This window comes from Arthrobacter sp. D5-1 (assembly GCF_017357425.1).
GTDB lineage: Bacteria > Actinomycetota > Actinomycetes > Actinomycetales > Micrococcaceae > Arthrobacter.
This window is the reverse complement of sequence record NZ_CP014571.1, coordinates 1,227,176-1,246,286: the sequence shown is the minus strand read 5'-3', so window position 1 is coordinate 1,246,286 and position 19,111 is coordinate 1,227,176. Positions and strand designations below refer to the sequence as shown.

Genomic DNA, 19,111 nt, shown 5'->3' with positions numbered 1-19,111 from the left:
CCCTACAGCTCCGGGACAGCTTCCTGCGCCACCGCCGTGGCCTCAGCGAACTGCGTTTGGTACAGCTCGGCGTAACGTCCGTCCGCGGCCAGCAGTTCGGTGTGCGTGCCACGCTCCACGATCCTGCCGTCTTCCACCACCAGAATGGCGTCGGCCGCACGGATGGTGGACAACCGGTGCGCAATCACGACGGCGGTACGCCCCTCGAGTGCCTCACCCAGGGCCGCCTGGACGGCGGCTTCGTTGGTGGAGTCCAGCGCTGCTGTGGCTTCATCGAGAATCACTACGCGGGGCTGCTTGATGAGCAGGCGGGCAATGGTGAGCCGTTGGCGTTCGCCGCCGGACAGCCGGTAGCCGCGCTCTCCCACCACGGTTTCGAGGCCATCGGGCAAGGACCGGATCATCGGCTCCAGGCGTGCCCGCCGGAGCACATCCCACATGTCCTCTTCGGTGGCATCGGGCCGGGCGAGGCGCAGGTTGGAGGCGATGGTTTCGTGGAACAGGTGCCCGTCCTGGGTCACCATGCCCATGGTGTCCCGGAGGGAATCGAAACTGAGGTCGCGAACGTCCACACCGGCTCCTGGCTGTTGTCCGCCCAGGCGCACCGCGCCGGAGTCGACGTCGTACAAGCGTGAGAGCAGTTGGGCCACGGTGGACTTGCCGGCGCCCGAGGAACCCACCAGGGCTACGGTCTGTCCGGGTTCAACCCGGAAGCTGACCCCGTGCAGGACTTCCTCCCCGCCGCGGGTATCCAAGGTGGCAACGTCCTCCAGGGAAGCCAGCGATACCTTTTCGGCGGAGGGGTAGGAGAACCGGACGTCGTCGAATTCCACAGCAACCGGCCCGGTCGGAACAGCCACTGCGTCGGGCTTCTGAGTGATCAGCGGCTTCAGGTCAAGGATTTCAAAGACCCGCTCGAAACTGACCAATGCGCTCATGATTTCCACCCGGGCATTGGACAGGGCTGTCAGTGGGGCGTAAAGCCGGGTGAGAAGGAGCGCCAGGACCACAACATCGCCCGGGGCAAGCTGCCCGCCGAGCGCCAGCCAACCGCCCAGCCCATAGACCAGGGCCAAGGCGAGCGCCGATACCAGCGTCAGGGCCGTGACAAACGTGAACTGGAGCATGGCGGTCCGGATTCCGATGTCCCGGACCCGGCCTGCCCGCTCAGCAAATTCACGGGACTCTTCATCCGGGCGGCCGAACAACTTCACCAACGTGGCGCCCGGGGCAGAGAACCTTTCGGTCATTTGTGTGCCCATGGCGGCGTTGTGCGCGGCAGCTTCACGGCGGAGGTCGGCCAGTTTGGAGCCCATGCGCCGGGCCGGGATCAGGAAGATCGGCAGCAACACCATGGCCAGCACAGTGACCAGCCAGGAGGTGTTCAACATGACCACCAGGGTCAGGACCAAAGCCACCACGTTGCTGACGACGCCGGACAGCGTGCCGGCGAAGGCGGACTGCGCCCCGATGACATCGTTGTTGAGGCGGCTGACCAGCGCGCCCGTCCGGGTTCTCGTAAAGAAGGCGATAGGCATGCGCTGAACGTGGTCGAACACGCGGGTGCGGAGGTCCACAATGACGCCCTCGCCAATGATGGAGGACAGCCAGCGGGTCACCAGCCCCACACCGGCTTCACCTACGGCGACGATGGCGATCAGGACCGCAAGCCAAATGACCGTCCCCACCCCGGCGTTGGCGATGATGGCATCAACCACCTGGCCTGCCAGCACGGGCGTGGCGACAGCCAGGAAAGCACCTGCGATGGAAGCGATCACGAAGGCGATGAGCTTGCCCTTGTGCGGTGCGGCGAAGGCCATGACCCGCTTCAGGGTTTCCTTGGAGAACGGCTTGGATCCGCTCTTGGCAGTGGTGATGTTGTACAGCGAGCTCCAGGCCACGCGGTCCATGCTCATGGTTGCTTCTCCTGGCTGGGGGTGTGGTGCAGTTCCTGGACCTGTCCGTTGTTGAGGTGCCAGCGTGAATCGAGGCGCACGTTTTCCAGCAGCCGGCGATCGTGGGTGACCAGGAGGAGTGCGCCCTCGTAGTGTTCCAGCGCCTCTTCGAGTTGCTCGATCGCCGGGAGGTCCAGGTGGTTGGTGGGCTCGTCCAGTACCAGCAGGTTCACGCCACGGGCCTGCAGCAGCGCAAGGGCCGCACGTGTCCGCTCCCCTGGGGACAACGAATCCACCGTGCGCGAGGTGTGGTCGGCCTTCAGCCCGAACTTGGCCAGGAGCGTCCGGACATCGGCGCTGTTCCAGTCCACCAGCACGGCTTCGACGGCGTCGCCAAGCGGCTGCCCGCCGTCGAGCAGTCCACGTGCTTGGTCAATCTCGCCGACGGCGACGGAGGCACCCATGGAGGCATCGCCGTCGTCCGGTTCCTGCGTTCCAAGCAACAGGCGCAGCAGTGTCGATTTACCGGCGCCGTTGGGTCCTGTGATGCCGATGCGTTCGCCGCCGTTGAGTTGGAGGTTCACCGGTCCCAACGTGAAGTCACCTTGGCGCGCGACGACGTCACGCAAGGTGGCGACGACGGCACTTGAACGGGGTGCCTGGCCGATGCTGAACTGCAGCTGCCACTCCTTGCGCGGCTCCTCCACCTCGGTGAGGCGGGCAATGCGCGACTCCATCTGCCGGACCTTCTGGGCCTGCTTCTCGGACGACTCACTGCTTGCGGCGCGACGGATCTTGTCGTTGTCCGGGTTCTTTTTCATGGCGTTCCGGACGCCCTGGGAACTCCATTCGCGCTGGGTGCGCGCACGGGAAATGAGGTCTGCTTTGGTGTTGGCGAATTCGTCGTAGCGTTCACGGGCGTGGCGCTTGGCCACGGCGCGCTCTTCGAGGAACGCCTCGTAGCCGCCGTCATACACGGCCACGGAGTTCTGCGCGAGGTCCAACTCCACCACAGTGGTGACGCAGCGGGCCAGGAATTCGCGGTCGTGGGACACCAGGACAGCGCCGCCCCGCAGGCCCTGAACAAAAGCTTCAAGACGGGCAAGGCCGTCAAGGTCGAGATCGTTGGTGGGTTCGTCCAGGAGGACGACATCGAAGCGGCTGAGCAGCAGCGCGGCCAAAGCCACGCGTGCTGCCTGCCCACCGGAGAGCCCTGTCATGAGGGCGTCGGCGCCAAGTTCCAGACCGAGATCGGACAGCACAGCCGGAATGCGGTCCTCAAGGTCCGCTGCCCCGGAGGCCATCCAGCGGTCGAAGGCCAAGGAGTACGCGTCATCGGACCCCGGAGCCCCGGAGCCGAGGGCCTCGGCAGTTGTTTCCATCTCCACAGTGGCCTGGGCGCACCCCGTCCGGCGCGCAATGTAGGCAGCGATGGTCTCCCCCGCAGTGCGCTCGTGCTCCTGGGGCAGCCAGCCCACAAACGCGTCCGACGGCGCCAGGCTGACGCTGCCCGCTTGCGACTGGTCCACGCCGGCCAGGATGCGAAGCAGCGTGGACTTTCCGGCGCCGTTCGCCCCCACGACGCCCACAACGTCGCCGGGCGCAACGGTCAGGGAAAGGTCGGAAAAAAGGGTGCGATGGCCGTGGCCACCGGCAAGATCCTTGGCCACCAAGGTTGCTGTCATGTGTCTATCCTCCAGCAGGGAAACGCAGGAACTCAGGCCGCGATTCCCGCAGGCATGGAAAAACCCGTTGGTCCGGACTTGGGGGGTGTACGGACCAACGGGTTCAAGCATCAAGCATAATTCAATGTGGCGTCGGCGTAAAATCGTTTCGTACTCCCACGTGCGGCTTTCTCATACCCTCCCCCGCGACCCGTCCCGGAAAGTTCCCCATGCCCTTACCGTCCAAGGCGTTCCAGCGCTGGCTTCACGGCGTCGCGCCCGATGCCAGCACGGCTGATGTCTGCAGGATCGCCGGCATCAAACGGACAACGCTGGCCCAGCAACTGGTCCGCGGAAAGGTTGCCGAGTCCACGCTGGTGAGCATCAGCCGCGGATTCCAGGTGGATCCGGTGCAGGCCCTGTCGACGTTTGACCTTTACGCCGACCTCAGGGGTGGCCCGGTGCCCCCGACGCCCTGTGAACTGGTCAGCCAGGTCGCCACGATCGATCTGCTGCGGGCAGTGGTGGAACGCAGCGAGCCAAGCGCTGCCCCTGCGGCCCTGCTTTCCGAACCTCCGCACCCTACGTCGGTGCGGAACTGGGTAGACGCGATCGACGACGGCGAGTTGCGGCACCGCGTCAGCGAAGCCACCGGGATTGCGCCGCAGAACTTCTCGGCCCATCTGACGGCCAACAGGCTGCCGCCGGAACTGGCCATCGCCACTTCCCGGGCTGCCGGCGTCGGACCCGCCGGAGGACTGGTAGCTGGCGGGCTGATCACTGAGGCCGAGGCCGGGTGGCCACCGAATGCCCGCCGGGAAGCCCTGGACCGAATGACCCAAAGCTCGCTGGTTACCCTGGCCGGCGAACGGCTCCTGGCACTGGGCAAGACTTTGAAGCGCCAGGAACAAGACCACGAACGTACCGAAAGAATTTGGGAGAACCTAGGATGACGGCTGTCCTGCCATGGGTGACGCTGGTTGTATGTCTGGCTGTCACGGTCGCACGGATCCCCAGCGCATTGCGGGGCGAGAACCGTGTGGTGTTCTACATCTTCTCCCTGATCTCGTTGAGCATTTTCATCAGCATCGAAGCGCCCTACCTGGTCCTTGACGGCTGGCTTGGCGGAATAAACGTCGGGAACCTGATCCTGCGCTTCCTCCTGTATGCCACGTTCTTCCTCATGGGCATCAAGATCGCCACCGCGTTCGGTTCGCCCTCTGCCGTCCGTGCCATCCGAGGTCCCGTTGGTCTTTGTGTCGGGGCCATCGTGGCAATCCTTACCGTCTACTTCTTCGTCATCACGGACACGCGAGGGTCCTCAGCGGGCATGAGCGGACTGACCTGGGGGCCGTCCCTGGAGGCCTATGCGTTCATGGGGCGCTTCTACCCGGGATTCGTAGCGGCCTGCCTGGTGCCCGCGATCTGGCGGACCGTGGTGAGCGCGGCCCCTGTGCTGCTCCGGGTAGCTTCGGCGTTGCTGCTCCTGGGATTGAGCCTGCTCCTGCTGTCCCAACTTTTCCCGTTGATCCCCTTTTCCGAGGCATGGCTAAGGGTCCTCATCAACTACTCGGCAGCCATGTCCACGTGCATTGGCCTGGCCGGAATCTGGTTCTCCAAGGCCTATTCGCGAAGAAAACAACGTCTCGCAGCGTAAGACTTTCACAAAAGCATTAGATCGTGGCACAATCATGAATGTGTGAACACGGTTTGCAGCCTGACACCGGAATCAGAGAACGGGTTTCCGGTGGATGTGGCGCCCATGCGATCACAATTGGGGGGATGAGTGGTGGCGGGCTGTTGGGGACCGCCCCCACTCAGCCTTTTTAACGCCCTTGGTGCGGGCATCAGCGGTCCCGCTCCCAGCAAGGCTCCTTACGGTGGCTAAGATGGCTCCATGAACAGCCTTCGCACCCGCCGCTCCGTCATTGCCGCCACTCTGGCCTCGGCCGCCCTAGCGCTCACAGCGTGCGGTGGGGGTTCAACTCCCGCTCAGTCAGGCGGAGACACCTCCCTTTCGGACGTCAAGTCCAAGGGTGAGTTGGTTATCGCCACCGAGGGCACCTACCGCCCCTTCAGCTTCCATGCAGAGGGCGCCGGGGACCTCACAGGTTTCGATGTCGAGATCGCACAGGCTGTGGCCGGAAAGCTCGGCGTGAAGGCAACGTTCCAGGAGACACAGTTTGATGGCATCTTTGCCGGCTTGGACTCCAAACGCTTCGACACCATCGCCAACCAGATTTCCATCAACGACGAACGCAAGGCCAAGTACGAGTTCTCCACTCCGTACACCATCTCCACAGGCGTCGTGGTGACCAAGTCGGACAACACCGGCATCAACAGTTTCGCGGACCTCAAAGGCAAGACCACCGCCCAGTCGCTGACCAGCAACTTCTACAAAATGGCCGTGGAAGCCGGCGCCAATGTGCAGGCAGTGGAAGGGTGGGCACAGTCCGCCACGCTGGTCCAGCAGGGCCGCGTGGACGCGACCGTGAATGACAAACTCACGTACCTCGACTACGCCAAGAACACCCCTGACTCCGGTCTGAAGGTCGCGGCCGAAGCGCCCGAGAAGACCGAAAGCGCGTTCGTCTTCCGCAAGGGTTCAACGGAACTCACGGCGGCCGTGGACAAGGCCTTGGCCGACCTCCAGGCAGATGGAACCATGGCAAAGATCTCCGAAAAGTACTTCGGCGCGGACGTCACCAAATAGATGAACTGGGACCTCATCTGGAGTTCCTTCGGGCCGATCATCACAGGCGCCGTGACGGGCACCATTCCCCTGACGCTCGCTTCATTCGCCTTCGGGCTGGTTCTGGCGTTGGTTGTTGCCCTGTTGCGGCTGAGCCCCAACTGGCTGCTGTCCGGAATCGGCCGGTTCTACGTATCGGTCATCCGCGGCACTCCCCTGCTGGTGCAACTCTTCGTGATCTTCTTCGGCCTCCCCAGCATTGGCATCCGGCTTGATCCCTGGCCGAGTGCCATCATCGCGTTCTCGTTGAACGTGGGCGGTTACGCCGCCGAAATCATCCGGGCAGCCATTTTGTCCGTGCCCAAGGGCCAATGGGAAGCAGGCCACACCATCGGCATGTCCAGGCCGCAGACGCTGGTGCGCATCATCCTCCCCCAAGCTGCCAGGGTGTCAGTACCGCCTTTGTCCAACACCTTCATTTCGCTGGTGAAAGACACCTCCCTCGCGTCGCTGATCCTGGTCACCGAACTCTTCCGCAATGCCCAGCAGATCGCTGCTTTCAGCCAGGAGTTCATGACCCTGTACCTGCAGGCGGCCCTGGTCTACTGGGTCATTTGCCTGGTCCTTTCCACGGGGCAGTCCGCCGTGGAAAGGAGATTGGACCGCTATGTCGCCCACTAACGAACCACACTCCACATCAGTCCTGAAGGCCCGCAGCCTCGCCAAGGCATTCGGCAGCAACGTGGTGCTGCGCGACATCGATGTCGATATCCGCCGCGGCCAGGTGGTGGCCCTGATCGGGCCATCGGGATCCGGGAAGACCACCGTCCTGCGGTCGCTTAACGGCCTTGAAATTCCCGACGGCGGCACGGTCACCTTCGGGGACACCGACGGCGGAGGTGAACTCGCCATCGACTTCGGCGCGAAGGTTGGCAAGAAGGATCTTGCCGCCTTGCGTGACCGCAGCGCCATGGTCTTCCAGCACTACAACCTGTTCCCGCACATGACGGTCCTGAAGAACATCACCGAGGGCCCCATCCAGGTCCAGAAGAGGCCACGGGCCGAGGCCATCGCGGAGGCAGAACGGCTCTTGGAACGCGTGGGCCTGGCAGATAAACGCGACGCCTACCCTTTTGAACTCTCCGGTGGCCAGCAGCAACGTGTAGGCATCGTCAGGGCGCTGGCGCTTAAGCCCCAACTGTTGCTGTTCGACGAACCGACCTCTGCGTTGGACCCGGAACTGGTGGGGGAAGTCCTGGGTGTTATCAAGGAACTCGCCGAGGAAGGCTGGACCATGGTGATCGTGACCCACGAGCTCGCCTTCGCCCAACACGTAGCGGACGAGGTCATCTTCATGGACGGCGGTGTGGTGGTGGAACGAGGTCCTGCTGCCGAGGTCCTGCGTGCGCCCACGCAGGAACGGACCAAGCTTTTTGTGAAACGGCTCCAGCACGACGTCTAGGAGACTCAAGGAAAATGGGGGAAAAGACTTTGGATACAGAAGCCGAACCGGGGCGCAGGAAGTCCCGGCGTGCCGTCATCATTGCCGCAATTGTTGCCGCCGCCGTTGTGGCTGGAGGGCTTGGCACATGGTTTGTCCTTTCCCGCCCGACAGGCGTTCAGCGCGCAGATCTTGTCCGCTTGGACAAGGAACGCGCCATTCTGGACAACTCGATGAACCTCTACGATCCACTGGTCACCCGCTTTTCGGTCCGGCTGACGAACGTGATGTCCGAAACTGCCGGGCAAGAGGCACAGGACACTGTCCTCAGCCAGGATGGTGACCTCCTGAAACGCGAGTCCGGGATAAACCGGGATCGCCTTGACCGGATGGGTTCATCACCAGCGGTGCAGGAGCAGGAAATCAGCGAGGCCTACAATCGTTTCAAGGAAAACTACGGGGCCGTCATCGCCTACAACGACCAATTGGCGGTCAACACCGCCAAGGTCACCCAGTCCGTCGGTGGGCCATGCGCTCCGCTGCATTCGTCCCTGAACGTTGGCAGCGAGACGTATTCCGAAGACTACGTCAAGGGCGCTGACGCCTGCCTTACCGCCGTTGGCGCGGCCAAAGACGGCACCGATGCCGATACCACCGAACTGCTGACATCAGTTGAAGGCATTATCCGCGGACAGCGGGACAAACAGCAGGAAGTCCTGGATGCCAAGGACGACTTCGAACGCACCGCCAAACGCACGCTGGCCGGACTCGCCATGCTGGAGATCAACGACGCCCTCAAAACCGCCGAAACGAAGTATGAGGGCACCGCGAAAGAGAAATACACCCAGCTCATCAACAATGCCAACGAGTCCAACAAGGCCTTTGAAAGTGCCCTCAGGAAACGCACGGACCAGTTTGATGCTTCAGGCAAGGACGGGGAATAGGCCATGACGATCGAACCCGGACCCACGCCTCAACCGGACCCCGCACAGCAGCCGGCGCCCAAGAAGCGCAAGCTGGCCCTCATCCTGGTCTCCAGTGTCGTTGTCCTGCTGCTGGTGGCCGCAGCGGCTGTCGTGGCGGTGACCCAAATCTCCGGCCAACAACGCAAGGAAAGCCTGCAGACGCTGAAGGACCAGCATGTCTCCGCCCTGGTGGACGCCCGGAGCAAGCTTCAGCCTGCGGCCAATGCGTATCTCGCGGCGTACAAGAAGGCGCGGAATGCCCCGGCTTCGCAGGAGGAAGCTGAGAAGAATTCCTCCACGGAGCGCGAGGAGTTCCAACGCGCGGCGGAGGCTGCCCGGACAGCACTGAAGAACGTCCAGGATGCCCACTCATCGAAGGAAGACGGGGTCGGCATCGCCGTCGGGCAACTTGGCGGCTCGTACGGTGGCTTCGTTGACCATATGGAAGGCCTGGTGGAGTCCTACCCGGAGTTTGAAGGCCTTTTCCGGGCTGACGGCGCAGGATGCAACGGTTTGTTCGTCGGTTCCAAGGCCTCAACCTTGAGGGAACGCCAAACCTTGCTCAGCCAGGCCGCGGCCCCTTGCAGGGAAGCTGCGAACCAACTCAAGCAATCAAAGAATGTGGCCTATGTCGAATTTGCCCGCACCTTTGACAACAGCGTCGCGCAGCTCGAATCCAACGCGGAGATCACGGCGAAATCGGAAGAGAACTACAACGAATTCGTCCGGCTCAAGGATCAAATGGTCCAAAAGACCGATGATGCCACCGCACGCAACGCCTCCGACGAGGAATTCCTGAAGATTGCCGACGAACTGAAGGTCCTCAACGCAAGGATCAGGTACAACCGCTCGGAGTTCGATTTTGCCGCCAAACGGTACCTGTCCGGCGTCAAGGACATGCCCGTCTTGGTGGAGGAAGTCTTCTCAAAGAGGATCGCCGACGAAATCAAGAGCTACGACGCCGTGATCCCCTTGCGGGTTCAGATTCTGAAGGATGCAGTGGACGTCGAATTGGTCGAATAACCCACCGCGCCACCACCACAAACGCCGGCGGCCTTGCACGATTTCCCGTGCAAGGCCGCCGGCGTTCTACTGTATTCCGGGTCAGCGTGTGAAGCGCAGGGTCACCAGTTGGAACGGCCGAAGCACCAGCTCCACCTCCGAGCGTTCCCCCACCGTCACTCCAGGCGCCTCTGCAACGCGTTCCAGCAGGTCGGTGGCAGTGGCACCAACTACCTCAAATCCGGGCCGTACCGTGGCAGCTGAGCGCTCCCCCAGCGATTCGTAGAGCCGGACGATCACGTCGCCGGATCCGTCCTCGGCCAGCTTCACGGCTTCCACCACAATGGCCGGGTTCGAGACCGAAACCAGCGGCTCCACGGGGTGCCCACCGGTCACGAACCGTGGCTTCAGGTTGGTGCGGTAGCCCTCTTCCACGGCATCGGCGATTTCAGCGCCGGGCCGGATGGAAACCTCCAAGGTGTGTTCTCCCCTGTCGGCTTCAGGGTCCGGGAACCGGGCCGAGCGCAGCAGCGAGGTGCGGACCGTCGTCGTCGTTCCGCCATCGGTGCGGACCGCCCTGGTGACATCGTGTCCGTAGCTGGAGGAGTTGCTGACGGCAACTCCATAGCCTGGTTCTGCGACGTGGATCCAGCGGTGCGCGCAAATTTCGAACTTGGCGGCTTCCCAGGACGTGTTGGTGTGGGTCGGCCGGAAGACGTGGCCGAACTGTGTCTCGGACGCCGAACGATCCGCCCTGACGTCCAGCGGGAAGGCGATCTTCAGCATCTTTTCGCGTTCCTGCCAGTCCACCGTGGTAGCGATCCCCAGGGACTTGGCACCGGCCTCGAGCGTGATGCGCTGGGTGATGGTGGAGGCGCCCACCTTCCGTTGGACCACCACGACGGCGCCACGCGGCGTGCGCTCGAGGTCGATGGTGTCCGCTTGGGTCAGCTGGGTGACGTTCCGGCGATAGAACTCTTCGATGTCCCACGCGTCCCATTCATTGGGGGTATCCCGGAACAGCTCCAGCAGGTTGCCGGACTGCCCGGGGGCTATGGCGTCGCGGCCGCCGGCATGGTCCACCAAGGAGGTGAGCAGGCCGTTGCCGTCCAGAACCGCACGGATGATGCCGTTGTCCAGCACGAAGCCGCCGCCGTATTCCTCCACCTGGACATCGTCGCCGGGTCCATCGGCTTCGGCTATTGTCAGAGCCGGCACGCCGCTGCGCGGATGCGGGGCTGCGTTGAGCAGGAAGCTCGTGCTGCCGGTCCCCACCAGAGCCTGGGCGGCATGGCTGATGATGGCCTCAAGGTCACGGGAAATGGCCTCATAGTTGCGCTCGGCGTCCTGGTGGACCCAGGCGATGGAGCTGCCCGGCAGGATGTCGTGGAACTGCTGCAGGAGCACCAGTTGCCAGAGCCGCTTCAGCTCGGCCTGGGGATATGTGTAGTCCGCACCGAGACGGACGGCGGCGGTGGAGCACCACAGCTCGGCCTCGCGCAGCAGGTGTTCGCTTCGGCGGTTGCCACGCTTGGTCTTGGCTTGGCTGGTGTAAGTTCCGCGGTGCATTTCCAGGTACATCTCGCCCACCCAGACCGGAAGGTTGGTGTACTCCGCCTCGGCCTTGGTGAAGAAGTCCTTGGCAGTGCCCATCCGGACCTTCGGCGAACCTTCAAGGTCTGCAGTGCGGTGCGCGGCGGCCACCATTTCACGCGTGGGTCCGCCACCGCCGTCGCCATAACCGAACGGCACCAGTGACATGGTTCCGCGGCCGTGTTCGCGGTAGTTGCGTTCCGCGTGGGCCAGTTCGCGGCCGTGCAGTTCAGCGTTGTACGTATCCACCGGCGGGAAATGCGTGAACAGCCGGGTTCCGTCAATGCCCTCCCAGGTGAAGGTATGGTGCGGCATCCGGTTGACCTTGTTCCAGGAAATCTTCTGTGTAAGGAACCAACGGGAACCGGCCTCCTTCACGATCTGCGGGATGGCACCGGAGTAGCCGAAGGAGTCCGGCAGCCAGGCCTCCTGGCATTCGACGTCGAATTCCTTCAGGAAGAAGCTCTTGCCCTCCACAAACTGGCGGGCCATGGCCTCGCCTCCGGGCATGTTGGTATCCGATTCCACCCACATGCCGCCCACGGGGATGAACTGACCGGCCTTGACCTTCTCCCGGATCCGGACAAAGAGCTCAGGGAAGTACTCCTTGATCCACGCCATCTGCTGGGCCGAGGAGCAGGAGAACACAAAGTCAGGATCCTCGTCCATGAGTGCCACCACGTTGGAGAACGTCCGGGCACATTTACGGATGGTCTCGCGGACAGGCCACAACCATGCGGAGTCGATGTGGGCATGGCCCGTAGCCAGGAGCTGGTGGGCGGAAGCATAAGCGGGCCGGCCCAGCACTTCCTTCAACGCTTCGCGACCGGCCGCAGCAGTTCCAGCGACGTCGTCCGGGTCCATGATGTCCAGCATCCGTTCCAGCGCCCGCAGGATTTCATGGCGGCGGGGAAGTTCCATGGGAAGTTCATGCATGAGTCCGCTCAGTGTCCAGATGTCCTGGTTGAGTTCCCACACCGTCTCGTTCAGCTCTGCCATGGCGATGCGGCCCAGGCGGTAGCGGGGCTCGTCGCCGGACGTCGCTTTGTCTCCCAGCGGAGTGGGAGCAAAGGACCACCCCTGGGCAACGTCCGGGTTCGCCGCAGCTTCAACATAAAAATCCACGGAGTGTCCGCCGCCAAGCAGTTTGACGGGGACGTGATAGTTCCGGGGCGAGATCGCCTTGATGATGCTGCCGTCGGCGCGCCAGGCGGTGCCTTCGCACTGGAACCCGGGGACGTCGCTGTTGAAGCCGAGGTCCACGATGATTTCCACCGACGTGGATTCAGTCATACCCCAGTCCTGCGGGACTTCACCCTGCAGGTGGAGCCACTTGGTGCTCCAGGCCTTTCCCCACGGGGCGCCGTGCTCCTGCGGGGTGAAGAGCTGGCGCACAGCCTCTGCCGCCGGCACGGGCTCGCCGGGAACATCCCAGCTGCTGAGCTGCAGCGGTAAGGCTCTCCCGTAAATGGCCGGAAGAATGCGTTCCCGAACGAATCGATCGAGGCGCTGTTCAGTGATCCGGCGGTCGTCGTGCAATTAATTCCCCTTTGGGCTTTAGCTGGATTTCACGCTTGGTACACGCACCAGGCGTGCAGGTTCAGACGGCGATTCTGGGCTCGCCGCGCTTCCAATCGATGGATAAAATCTACTTTGTTCCAGCCTAATAGCCAAGTGATTGACGGCTATCCCCTACGGGCAGCGCATCTGCCGGGGCCGGTTCTGCGAGGATTCTGTCCCGGCCGGCATAGACATTGAGACTATGCCCCCGGCTGAACCCTGCCAGCGTAATCCCCGTTTCTTCTGCGAGTTCAGCTGCGAGGCTTGACGGTGCGCTGACCGCGGAGAGTACTGGAATACCCGCCATGGCAGCCTTCTGGACCAATTCAAAGGACGCCCTGCCGGAGACCTGGAGGACTGTCCCTCTCAGCGGCAGCATGCCCGCCCGCAAAGCCCAGCCCACTACCTTGTCCACCGCGTTGTGCCTGCCAACATCTTCGCGCAGGCAGAGCAGCTCGGTGGTTCCGTCGTCGTGAATCCGGAAGAGTCCGGCAGCGTGCACACCGCCCGTTTTGTCAAAGACCGCTTGCGCCTCCCGGAGACGGTCCGGAAGGGCGGCCAAGGCGCGGACCGGCACCGTGACGTTGTCCTCGCGCGGACTGTGATGGGAGGACTTGCGGACAGCTTCGATGGAGTCCGTCCCGCAGATTCCACAGGAACTGGAGGTGTAGACGTTCCGGCCGGTATCGGGCCGCACCACGTCAGGCCGGAGTTGGGCGTCCACCACGTTGAAGGTCTGCACACCGTCTTCGTTCTCCCCCGCGCAGAATCGTTCAGAGATCAGTTGGGCCGGCTCCCAGATGATCCCTTCCGAGACGAGGAATCCGGCCACGAGGTCGAAGTCGTCCCCGGGGGTCCGCATGGTCACGGAGAAGGACATCTCCCCCAAGCGGATCTCCAGGGGCTCCTCCACGGCCAGTACATCTTCCTTGTATCGGACAGGATGCTCCAGCGCCTGCGGTGAGCCGTCCAGGACAAACTTATGCACCTTGCGGCGCTGGGTCACGCGTCCCATATCAGGCTCCGTTCTCCACATGCTTGACGAAGTGAACCGTCATGGCCTTATAGCCGGGGGTGTTGGATTCCCTGGCCACCAGTTCGCGGTGGACCAGGGCGTTGGCCTCCGGGAAGTACGCAGCGGCACAGCCCTTGGCCGTGGGGTATCCGATGAGCCGGAACTTGTCGGCCCGCCGTTCCGTTCCCGCGAAGGTGGAGATGACATCCACCAGGTCCCGGTCTTCGAAGCCCAGCTCCTTCAGGTCATCCGGGTGGACCAGGATGACCCGCCGCCCCTCCGAAACGCCGCGATACCGGTCATCCAAACCGTAGAACGTGGTGTTGTACTGGTCGTGGCTGCGGACGGTCTGGAGGATCAAGTGGCCCGGCGGCGCTTCGAGGTACTCAAGTGGCCGCACGGAGAAACGTCCTTTGCCGATGTCCGTGGCGAAGGTCCGCGTGTCCCGGGGCGGGTTGGGCAGCACGAAGCCGTTCTTGGTCCGAACCCGGGCGTTGAAGTCCTCAAAACCGGGAATGACCCTGGAGATGTGGTCCCGGATCACGTCGTAGTCCTCGGCCATGGACCGCCAGTCCACGCTGTGGTCATCACCCAGGGTGGCTTGCGCCATCCGGGCTACGATCACAGGCTCACTCAGGAGGTGCTCAGAGACCGGCTCCAGCCTCCCCTGCGTCTTGTGGATGACGGACATGGAGTCTTCCACGGACAGGAACTGCTTGCCTTTAGGGTGTTTGTCGTCGGTGTCCGTCCGGCCCAGGGTGGGCAGGATCAGGGAGGTCTTGCCGTGGACCACGTGGGCACGGTTGGGTTTGGTGGAGATGTGGACCGTCAGCCCTGCCCTCTTCAACCCTTCTTCCAAAGCTGCCGTGTCCGAGCCGGCCGCAGCGAAATTCCCACCCATGGAGACGAAAACATCCACTTCGCCCTTCTCCAGGGCGTGTTGGGTCTCCACGGAGTCATAGCCGTGGTCTCGCGGCATGCGGAAGCCGAACTCCTTGTCCAACGCAGCCAGGAACGGCTCCTTGGGTTTCTCCCAGATCCCCATCGTGCGGTCGCCCTGCACATTTGAGTGCCCGCGGACGGGGCAGGCTCCGGCACCGCGCTTGCCGAAGTTCCCTTGGAGCAGCAGCAGATTAATGATCTCGCGCAAGGTATCCACCGAGTGTGGCTGCTGGGTCAGTCCAAGGGCCCAACAGATGATGGTGGCCTTGGATGCGGCCATCATTTCCGCGGCCTTGGTGATCTCTGCACGCGTCAGGCCAGTGGCGCGCCCGGTCTCTTCCCAGTCCAGGACTGAACGTGCTTCCTTGTACGCGGCGAAACCTTCGGTCTGCCCCTCAATAAAGGAATGGTCGACGACGGTGCCCGGGTTGCGCTGCTCTTCTTCCAGGAGCAGGTGGCCCAGTGCCTGGAACAGCGCGAGGTCGCCACCGACCTTGATCTGCAGGAATTCGTCCGCGATGGTGGTGCCGCCGCCAATGACGCCGTTGAGGGACTGCGGGTCCTTGAAGTTCAGCAGGCCCGCCTCGGGAAGCGGGTTTACGGCGATGATCTTCCCGCCGTTGTTCTTGCAATCCCGCAGTGCGGACAGCATCCGGGGATGGTTGGTTCCCGGGTTCTGGCCCACCACCAGGACCAGTTCGGCGTGGTGGATATCCTCCAGCGAGACCGTGCCCTTGCCGATTCCAATGGTGGGGTTCAGTGCGCTGCCGGAGGATTCGTGGCACATGTTGGAGCAGTCGGGCAGGTTGTTGGTGCCCAGGCTCCGGGCGAACAACTGATACATGAAAGCGGTCTCGTTGGCCGTACGTCCGGAGGTGTAGAAAACACATTTGTCCGGTGTGGTGGCGTTGATGTGCTCGCCGATCAGCGCGAAGGCCTCGGTCCAGCTGATGGGCGAATAGTGTGTATCCCCGGGCTTGATGACCACGGGCTCGGACAACCTTCCCTGGCTCCCCAGCCAGTATTCGGTCTTGTCTTCGAGGTCAGCCAGGGAGTGTTTCGCCCAAAATTCCGCGCCCACAGTGCGGGTGGTGCTTTCCTCGGCAATCGCCTTGGCGCCGTTCTCGCAGAACTCGGCGGGGCTGCGCCTGCCGGTGATGGATTCGGGCCAGGCGCATCCCGGGCAATCGAAGCCGTCGTGCTGGTTGACCCTGAGCATGGAACGGACCGTGCGGGCCACTCCGGCCTGGGCGTAACCGCGTTCAAGAGCCACCGTGACAGCCTTGAGGCCGGCAGCGGCTTGTTTGGGTGGGTGGATTTGCAGGTCATCTTCATTGATGTCCTGTTCGGGAGCATGCCTGTTCATAAGTCCATCATTGCACTTTGTTAGCACCCTCACCTGGTTCGCTGCAGTGCTCCGGAGTCCAGCACTCAGGCGTCCAGCGCGCTCCAGTCCACCGGGCCGGAGGGAGTCTTCTTTGCCTGCCGCGCCGGGGCCTTGCGAGGCTTGTCTTCCGCGGACTTGGGCGCGGGCAACGGTTTGCCCCACGGCAAGGCAAACGCCGGGACCAGCTCGCCCAGTTGGACTCCGTGGGGCGGTACCACCATGACCCCGTCCGCGCCGGCCAGGCCCCGCATCATCCCGGGACCCGTGTGCTGCGCCGGCGATGCCAGGCCATACACCAGCTTGAACGGCATCAGGCGGGTCCGGCCGGGATCCGCGTCGATCATGGCGCCGCAAGGAACTTCACCTACCCCGTCCAGCTGCCGATGACCCAAAGCCGCCAGCAACGGCGCACCCACCGTTAACAGCGCCATCATCGCGGCAAGTGGATTTCCCGGCAGGCCCAGCACAAAACGGCCATCGGGCAGTTCAGCCAGCACGGCAGGATGACCGGGGCGCATGGCAATGCCGTCGATCAACAGCCGGCCGCCGAGTTCAGCCACGGCCCGCCTGAAGTGGTCAGTCCCGGACCGACCGGTCCCGCCGGTAGTGATGACTACGTCCGCCGGGGGCTCAGTTTCCTGGTAAGGGTCATCCGCTGTCAGCTCGTCCAGCGCCGGTTCGGTGTCCTGGAGTGCGGAAATCCATTCTTCATAGTTGTCGCCCACCCTGAGCTGCTCTCCTGCGATGCCACCAAGGAGCTCCACCACGGCGCCCAATTGCGGGCCGAAAGTATCACGCACTTGTCCGGGCAGCGGAACCCCTTGTGCCACAACCTCGGAGCCCGTCAGCAGAAACCTGACCAGCGGCTTGCCGAGGACCTCCAGCTGGTCCAGACCGGCCAGCGCAGCCAAAGCGATGTGGGCCGGGTTGAGCACGGTTCCGGCAGTAAGCAAGACCTCCCCCGCCGCCGCCTCTTCTGCGGCTTTACGGATGTGCTGGCCGTTGCGGGGTTCGCCGGGTTTGGCGGTTCCGCCCAGCGCAAGGACCGGAAGGCCGTCGTCGTCGGTGGTTATGACGCCGCTCTCGCTGCGAAGTACTGCTTTTGCACCCGGCGGAATCAGCCCGCCCGTCACAATGGGACTTGCTTGGTGGGGAGCAAGCCTCTGGCCCGGTTCACTCAGGATCCACGGACCGCTTCCGTTGACGGCCCACCCATCCATGGCTGAGGAAGCGTAGTGCGGCATATCCTGCACCGCCCGGGCATCGGCAGCGAGGGTGCGGCCGAGGGCTGACCTGAGCGGGACCGGAGCCGGAGGGATGGGAGCGGCACAATCGAACGCCCGCTGCCGGGCCTCCTGCCAGGTGTGTGCCGCGTGATGGCCCTCGGCGGGGGCCTCCGTCATTCGGCGTCAGCCTCGGACTCCGAGTACTCCTTGGCAACTTTGCGGGCCAGTTCCAAGGCGGCATTCATGGACGCATCATCGCTTGCCTGGCCAATGCCGCGGGCCATGCCCGCCGCGTAGCCGGCAATGAAGGTGGTCAAGGGCGCTGCGGGGCGCACCACTGAGTGCGCCGCCACTCCGGCAACAGCGAGCACTTCATTGACGTCCACTTCAACGCCTTCAAGCTCAAATGCCTGCAGCAGTGTGCGGCACCATTCCTCGAGCGTCTCTTCCTGGCTCTTCACGTCCGCCTCCAACTTGTAGTCAATGCCCAGGGCCGCAGCGTCCTCCCATGTATCCACGTCATCCGTGGAGCCTGGGGGGACGGCTACGTCCAGCAGGTTCAGCCTAGCAAGCAGGCGGAACACTGAAGCGTTCGTTAGCCCGGAACCTTCGGAAGCTTGAGCCACTTCCCGTTCGAGGGCACTGGTGCTGTAGGCACCAAGGAGGGGCTGCTTCCGGCCATCGGCAGAGACAGCCATGGCACCGTCCACCCCCGCGTGGGCCTCCAGGGCTTTCCAGAGGAACGAAACGCCAAGGGACACGTGCGGCATATCGCATGCCAGGACGAGCGTCCAGGGAGCGTTGTTTCCGTTGTCCTTCATCGCCGCCAACCCCGCAGCAATCGCTGCGGCGGGACCCGCAAATGCCGGTTCCTCCCGTGCCCGCAGCACCTCGACCGGTAACGGCTCACCGCCCGTTCCTGACGCGTCAGGACCTACCACCACCACAGCTGACGCACCCCGGGCCGCCTGCAGGGCGCGTGAAAGGAGCGTCCCGCCGTCGTACATCAACGACGGCTTGGGCACGCCACCGAGGCGGGTGGCCCTGCCACCCGCCAGAATCACGGCATTGAACTCCATTCGCCCAGATTACCGGGGCGGCCGGAGTTCAGCAGAAATCGATCAGGCGGCGGATTCCGGCAACAGGAACGGGTCCCAGTCCGGCGCAGGTTTCTCGAGTTCTTTGATCTGCCACATGGTTCCCTGGGGCACTCCAGGCGTGAAACGGAGTTTCCAACCCATTTCAGCCAGCGTGTGGTCGCTCTTGGCGTTGTTGCATTTCAGACACGCCGCGACCAGGTTTTCCCAGGAATCCGCGCCGCCCCTGGATTTGGGGTGGACGTGGTCTATGGTGTGGGCTGTTTTCCCGCAGTAGGCGCAGCGATGGCCGTCGCGGCGAAGGACCCCGCGTCGGCTCACGGCGGTAATCCTGTTGTACCGGGGACGGATGTAGCGGTTAAGGAGGATCACGGAGGGGCGTCCGAGAATCTCCTGTGGCCCGACGACAGGCTCGTCGCCTTCGGCCACTACGCTAGCTTTCCCAGTCAACACAAGGACCAGCGCCCGGCGGAATGTTATTACCGCCAGCGGTTCATATCCAGCATTCAGAACGAGTGTGCGCATGCACGTACCTCTTCACGGCCGCACCCGTCAGGGGCACGAGGGCCGGCTGCCCTCTGCTTGTACGGGCTGTGGATCGACAAGATAAGGGTAAGCACTCATATGCCGTA

At 63.4% G+C, this 19,111-nt stretch carries 15 protein-coding genes; 7 read left to right on the top strand and 8 right to left on the bottom strand.

Annotated elements, in window-relative coordinates; all coding sequences use genetic code 11:
* Positions 1-2: 2 nt before the first annotated feature.
* Together AYX22_RS05810 and AYX22_RS05805 are read right to left on the bottom strand one after the other, a co-directional pair.
* Entirely contained in the window at positions 3-1,916 is a 1,914-nt protein-coding gene (locus AYX22_RS05810; RefSeq protein WP_207596595.1) for an ABC transporter ATP-binding protein, read from the bottom strand.
* A complete protein-coding gene (locus AYX22_RS05805; protein WP_207596594.1) occupies positions 1,913-3,580 on the bottom strand; it encodes an ABC-F family ATP-binding cassette domain-containing protein in 1,668 nt (555 codons plus the stop codon). The genes AYX22_RS05810 and AYX22_RS05805 overlap by 4 nt, the downstream gene beginning before the upstream one ends.
* Positions 3,581-3,789: 209 nt before the next feature.
* On the opposite strand from AYX22_RS05805, the gene AYX22_RS05800 reads away from it, so the two are divergent.
* The 7 genes from AYX22_RS05800 (at position 3,790) to AYX22_RS05770 (ending at position 9,680) form a co-directional block, all read left to right on the top strand.
* A complete protein-coding gene (locus AYX22_RS05800; RefSeq protein WP_207596593.1) occupies positions 3,790-4,512 on the top strand; it encodes a hypothetical protein in 723 nt (240 codons plus the stop codon).
* The gene (locus tag AYX22_RS05795; protein WP_207596592.1) at positions 4,509-5,216 is read left to right on the top strand and encodes a hypothetical protein; all 708 of its coding nucleotides are present in this window, start codon (positions 4,509-4,511) and stop codon (positions 5,214-5,216) included. The genes AYX22_RS05800 and AYX22_RS05795 overlap by 4 nt, the downstream gene beginning before the upstream one ends.
* Before the next feature lie 240 nt (positions 5,217-5,456).
* Positions 5,457-6,272, top strand: coding sequence for an amino acid ABC transporter substrate-binding protein (locus AYX22_RS05790; RefSeq protein ID WP_207596591.1), 816 nt, complete (start codon positions 5,457-5,459; stop codon positions 6,270-6,272).
* Complete coding sequence (locus tag AYX22_RS05785) at positions 6,273-6,932, top strand: amino acid ABC transporter permease (protein ID WP_207596590.1); 660 nt, start codon at positions 6,273-6,275, stop codon at positions 6,930-6,932. It begins immediately after the preceding gene.
* Positions 6,919-7,713 carry an amino acid ABC transporter ATP-binding protein gene (locus AYX22_RS05780; protein WP_207596589.1) on the top strand — a complete coding sequence of 265 codons (795 nt, stop codon included), beginning with the start codon at positions 6,919-6,921 and terminating at the stop codon, positions 7,711-7,713. The genes AYX22_RS05785 and AYX22_RS05780 overlap by 14 nt, the downstream gene beginning before the upstream one ends.
* 14 nt (positions 7,714-7,727) lie before the next feature.
* A complete protein-coding gene (locus tag AYX22_RS05775; RefSeq protein ID WP_207596588.1) occupies positions 7,728-8,636 on the top strand; it encodes a hypothetical protein in 909 nt (302 codons plus the stop codon).
* Positions 8,637-8,639: 3 nt separating this feature from the next.
* A complete protein-coding gene (locus AYX22_RS05770) occupies positions 8,640-9,680 on the top strand; it encodes a hypothetical protein (RefSeq protein ID WP_207596587.1) in 1,041 nt (346 codons plus the stop codon).
* An 81-nt stretch (positions 9,681-9,761) separates the two neighbouring features.
* On the opposite strand, the gene AYX22_RS05765 is transcribed toward AYX22_RS05770, so the two are convergent.
* The 6 genes from AYX22_RS05765 to AYX22_RS05740 form a co-directional block, all read right to left on the bottom strand.
* Entirely contained in the window at positions 9,762-12,791 is a 3,030-nt protein-coding gene (locus tag AYX22_RS05765) for a glycoside hydrolase family 38 C-terminal domain-containing protein (protein WP_207596586.1), read from the bottom strand.
* A gap of 124 nt (positions 12,792-12,915) precedes the next feature.
* The gene (fdhD, locus tag AYX22_RS05760) at positions 12,916-13,827 is read right to left on the bottom strand and encodes a formate dehydrogenase accessory sulfurtransferase FdhD (protein ID WP_207596585.1); all 912 of its coding nucleotides are present in this window, start codon (positions 13,825-13,827) and stop codon (positions 12,916-12,918) included.
* A 1-nt stretch (position 13,828) separates the two neighbouring features.
* Entirely contained in the window at positions 13,829-16,135 is a 2,307-nt protein-coding gene (locus tag AYX22_RS05755; protein WP_207596584.1) for an FdhF/YdeP family oxidoreductase, read from the bottom strand.
* Between the two features lie 65 nt (positions 16,136-16,200).
* Complete coding sequence (locus tag AYX22_RS05750) at positions 16,201-17,559, bottom strand: molybdopterin molybdotransferase MoeA (RefSeq protein WP_207596583.1); 1,359 nt, start codon at positions 17,557-17,559, stop codon at positions 16,201-16,203.
* On the bottom strand, positions 17,556-18,461 hold the full coding sequence (locus AYX22_RS05745) for an NTP transferase domain-containing protein (RefSeq protein ID WP_207596582.1): 906 nt from the start codon (positions 18,459-18,461) through the stop codon (positions 17,556-17,558). The genes AYX22_RS05750 and AYX22_RS05745 overlap by 4 nt, the downstream gene beginning before the upstream one ends.
* Positions 18,462-18,503: 42 nt before the next feature.
* Entirely contained in the window at positions 18,504-19,004 is a 501-nt protein-coding gene (locus tag AYX22_RS05740; protein WP_024819811.1) for an HNH endonuclease, read from the bottom strand.
* Between the last annotated feature and the right edge of the window lie 107 nt (positions 19,005-19,111).

Coding starts and splice junctions, on each gene's coding strand:
- AYX22_RS05745 (WP_207596582.1), bottom strand. CDS start 18,461: ATGGAGTTCAATGCCGTGATTCTGGCGGGTGGCAGGGCCACCCGCCTC.
- AYX22_RS05790 (WP_207596591.1), top strand. CDS start 5,457: ATGAACAGCCTTCGCACCCGCCGCTCCGTCATTGCCGCCACTCTGGCC.
- AYX22_RS05810 (WP_207596595.1), bottom strand. CDS start 1,916: ATGAGCATGGACCGCGTGGCCTGGAGCTCGCTGTACAACATCACCACT.
- AYX22_RS05750 (WP_207596583.1), bottom strand. CDS start 17,559: ATGACGGAGGCCCCCGCCGAGGGCCATCACGCGGCACACACCTGGCAG.
- AYX22_RS05770 (WP_207596587.1), top strand. CDS start 8,640: ATGACGATCGAACCCGGACCCACGCCTCAACCGGACCCCGCACAGCAG.
- AYX22_RS05775 (WP_207596588.1), top strand. CDS start 7,728: ATGGGGGAAAAGACTTTGGATACAGAAGCCGAACCGGGGCGCAGGAAG.
- AYX22_RS05755 (WP_207596584.1), bottom strand. CDS start 16,135: ATGAACAGGCATGCTCCCGAACAGGACATCAATGAAGATGACCTGCAA.
- AYX22_RS05805 (WP_207596594.1), bottom strand. CDS start 3,580: ATGACAGCAACCTTGGTGGCCAAGGATCTTGCCGGTGGCCACGGCCAT.
- fdhD (WP_207596585.1), bottom strand. CDS start 13,827: ATGGGACGCGTGACCCAGCGCCGCAAGGTGCATAAGTTTGTCCTGGAC.
- AYX22_RS05800 (WP_207596593.1), top strand. CDS start 3,790: ATGCCCTTACCGTCCAAGGCGTTCCAGCGCTGGCTTCACGGCGTCGCG.
- AYX22_RS05740 (WP_024819811.1), bottom strand. CDS start 19,004: ATGCGCACACTCGTTCTGAATGCTGGATATGAACCGCTGGCGGTAATA.
- AYX22_RS05780 (WP_207596589.1), top strand. CDS start 6,919: ATGTCGCCCACTAACGAACCACACTCCACATCAGTCCTGAAGGCCCGC.
- AYX22_RS05785 (WP_207596590.1), top strand. CDS start 6,273: ATGAACTGGGACCTCATCTGGAGTTCCTTCGGGCCGATCATCACAGGC.
- AYX22_RS05795 (WP_207596592.1), top strand. CDS start 4,509: ATGACGGCTGTCCTGCCATGGGTGACGCTGGTTGTATGTCTGGCTGTC.